The organism is Dysgonomonas sp. PH5-45 (genome assembly GCF_029893235.1).
In the GTDB taxonomy this organism is placed as follows: domain Bacteria; phylum Bacteroidota; class Bacteroidia; order Bacteroidales; family Dysgonomonadaceae; genus UBA1309.
This window is the reverse complement of the sequence record NZ_JARXWE010000057.1, coordinates 1-3,499: the sequence shown is the minus strand read 5'-3', so window position 1 is coordinate 3,499 and position 3,499 is coordinate 1. Positions and strand designations below refer to the sequence as shown.

Here is a 3,499-nt window from a genome sequence, read left to right as displayed (position 1 = left end):
AAAATGAGGAGAGGGAGTCATGTGCTGTGCCAAAACCAAAACCTTCTCTAAGCAACAAGTAGCTTAGAGAAGATGGTGATTATAGAGGAAAGATATTCAAATCTTTTTGTAATTGTTTAATTTTTTCAATAATACGGTTTTAAGATACTCATATAGTTGTATAGTTGCCAAAGATATAAAGATATTTTAAAGACTCTTATACACCTTCCGGCGGCTAAAACAGGACTGCTAACGATTTATTATTTTTAACAAGTAGTGGTGCAACATTTAAGTATAAATACACTTCTTTATTATAGTAGCAACTACATTTAGTTGTATATTTGCTTAGCAGAGTGGAACTTTAACAAAAGTAAATTAAACCTTTTTGTAAAGGTTATGTCTAAGTTGTAAGCAAATTGATTTCAGGCACAAAGCTCAAAAAAGAAAAGAATTCAAATTAACTATAATAAACAGGAAGGAGAACTTTAACATGAAAAACTTAATAAAAATGTCTGTAACAGGACTCCTGATAGCTTTCTTCCCTTTCGTAACAGTTGCTCAAAGCTGGGATGATGACATTTATGGCTCGTCGGCCAAAAAAGAAAAGAAAGAAGATAAAGTTGTGGTGAAACAACAACCAAGAAATGTTTCTACAACAAAAGTCATGGTTGTAAAAAACAACGGCGATGTAAATATTGTTACGCAAGGCGATATCGATGTTGACGCTTATAACCGCCGGGGTAATGTTAACGTTTATGCCGAAGACGATACTATGGACTTGGCTTCTGCCGAATCGTACTCCGACGAACAAGCCTTTGAATACACCGAGCGCATAGTTAAATACCACAATCCGCAAAACAGTGTAACCATTGTTAGCGACGAAGATATAAACGTATATGTTGTTGACGATACCTACAACGATTATTACGCCAACCGTGGTTGGAATGTAAACGTAAATCTCGGTTGGGGATATCCGTATTATTCGTGGTACGACTCATGGTACGATCCTTGGTTCTACCCAAGCTGGTACTATCGTCCACACTACTCCGGCTGGTATGCTGGCTGGGGAGGATGGTACGGCGGATGGGGATTCGGCTGGGGCTGGAGCAACCCATGGTACGGTGGATGGCATGGACACGGACATCACCACCATCATCACCATCACTATGCCTACTACAATCCTTCGGGCAGAAAAGGATACGCAGGGGGACGATATTCTTCGGGAAGAGGTGCTTCTTACGGGCGGAACAATTATGCATCATCTTCGAGAGTTTCCAATTCTCGGATTTCGGGCAACAGCGGACGTACCTCAACAGGACGTATAAGCCGTGAGACTACAACCGGAAGAGTTGGTTCCGACCGTCTTAGTACTTCCGGCAGAGTGAACCGTCAGGCAACAACGTCGGGCAACCTTGGCAGAACCCGTATTTCGAGAGACAATAGTAAAAGCTCTATAACACGTCCGGCAACAGGTAGCAAGGTAAGAGAAAATTCGGCTGTAAGTACACGCCCAACTACTTCGAGAGAAAAAAGTCCGGCTATAACAACACGCCCGGCATCAAAACCATCGTACAACAGAAGTTCATCGAGCAGTAGCAACCGTTCTTCCAATGTCAGCACAAACCGTAGCTCCAGTTCTTCGAGCAACCGTGGTGCATCGTTCGGTAGCGGAAGTTCACGAAGCTCTTCGTCAGGCTCCTTTGGCGGTGGACGCAGCAGTGGCGGTGGAGGCGGTAGCCGCGGTGGCGGACGCAGATAATATAGTAACTATAAAGAAAAGCTGAACAGGTTATTTAAGATTCCGGTTCAGCTTTTTGAAGATATAAGTATAGAATACAAATAACAAAAAGAAAACATAAGAGCGATGAAACGGTTTTTTATCACAGTCTTAGCTTTAAGTTCAGCATTAGGAAGCGCTTTTGCCCAAGGAGAATTAGATGCTTATAAACTATCACAAACCGACTTGCAGGGAACAGCGCGTTCGGTGGGAATGGGTGGTGCCTTTGGGGCGTTAGGCGGAGATGTATCGGGGGTTGCAATAAACCCTGCCGGTATAGGTATTTACACAACTTCGGAAGTTGTAGCTACATTCGGTTTTACAAATACCCAATCGAAAGCCAATCTGAACATAGGGTCTCTGAGTAACGACAAGTTCAAATTTACTTGCGATAATTTTGCCTATGTAGGCACATTCCCCATCAATAGTTACGACATGCCATCAATAAACTTCGGGGTGTCTATAAACCGTCTGAAATCGTTCGATCGCAAATACAACATGAAGGGTGCAGGCTTAAACTGGTCTATGACCGACTATATGGCCAATAGAGCTAATTATGGTTACGATCCGTCTCTCGATCCGGATGAGTTAAAAACCACAAACAATTTTCCTTTCGAAGCATTAGGATACCAAGCGTATCTTATGGATTATTCCAACGGACAATGGCAGTCGGTAGCCGATAGAATGGGCCTCAAAGTAGATAACGATTTGCTTGTTCACGAAAAAGGTTCTATTTACAGTTACGATTTCAACTTCGGGACAACCATATCAAACATCGTAAGCGTAGGTCTGGGTATTTCTGTTACGGACATCAATTACAAGATGTCGTCGAGCTATATCGAAGATTTTGGTTCAAACAACTTCTTCGACCTTATGAACTGGCTGAAAACCGAAGGGTCTGGTTTCCAGGCAAAAGTCGGCGTAATTGTTAAGCCTATAAACGAACTGAGGATAGGTCTGGCTTACCATTCGCCAACGTGGTACGAAATGACCGATTATTATGGGACAGAGTTATATCATCAGATACCGAACTTAGCTTCCGACGCGGATTACAGGCCGGGTACCGTGAGTACATACCATGACAATGATGGAAATGCCAGTTACCTTGATTACGACCTCCGTAGCCCCGACAAATGGGTGTTCAGCCTTGCAGGTGTCATCGGTAAATACGCCATCATCAGTGCTGACTATGAGCTGACAAACTACGGAAACATGAAACTTGACACACCTGATGGAGGGTATAACTATTATCAAGCCTCTAACAAATATATTTCTGAAGACTTCAGAACATCGTCTACATTAAGAGTTGGTGCAGAGGTACGTTTCACCCCCCAGTTTTCGGGTCGTGTAGGATATTCGTGGGTGCAAAGCCCGTTCAAATCGCACACCAAAGCTGACAATTACAGCTTAGAAACTGCCGGAACAGTTGTTCACTATACAGTTGATGGCGATACCAATTACTTCACATACGGTTTGGGATACAAGTTTTCGCCTAATTTCTATATAGATGTGGCTTTTATTCTTAAAAATCAAAAAAGCGATTTAAGAGCCTATTACGAAGCCGACAGAGCTTCGCTGAAAACAAATACAACAAGCGGTATCCTTACACTCGGATACAAATTCTAAAAACAGAACAATTGTTTACATATAAGAGGCTGTCTCACAATGATGAGATGGTCTCTTTTTTTTGGGGGTATAAAAAAGAAGCAAACCTTTATTTCTCTAAACAAAGGTTTGCTAATG

The 3,499-nt window shown here is 42.3% G+C and carries 2 protein-coding genes; both read left to right on the top strand.

Annotation, left to right across the window (positions count from 1 at the left end; all coding sequences use genetic code 11):
- The first annotated feature begins 487 nt into the window (after positions 1-487).
- Complete coding sequence (locus M2132_RS11825; protein WP_280673810.1) at positions 488-1,738, top strand: hypothetical protein; 1,251 nt, start codon at positions 488-490, stop codon at positions 1,736-1,738.
- Between the two features lie 105 nt (positions 1,739-1,843).
- On the top strand, positions 1,844-3,382 hold the full coding sequence (locus M2132_RS11820; RefSeq protein WP_280673812.1) for an OmpP1/FadL family transporter: 1,539 nt from the start codon (positions 1,844-1,846) through the stop codon (positions 3,380-3,382).
- The last annotated feature ends 117 nt before the right edge of the window (positions 3,383-3,499 follow it).

Coding starts and splice junctions, on each gene's coding strand:
- M2132_RS11820 (WP_280673812.1), top strand. CDS start 1,844: ATGAAACGGTTTTTTATCACAGTCTTAGCTTTAAGTTCAGCATTAGGA.
- M2132_RS11825 (WP_280673810.1), top strand. CDS start 488: ATGTCTGTAACAGGACTCCTGATAGCTTTCTTCCCTTTCGTAACAGTT.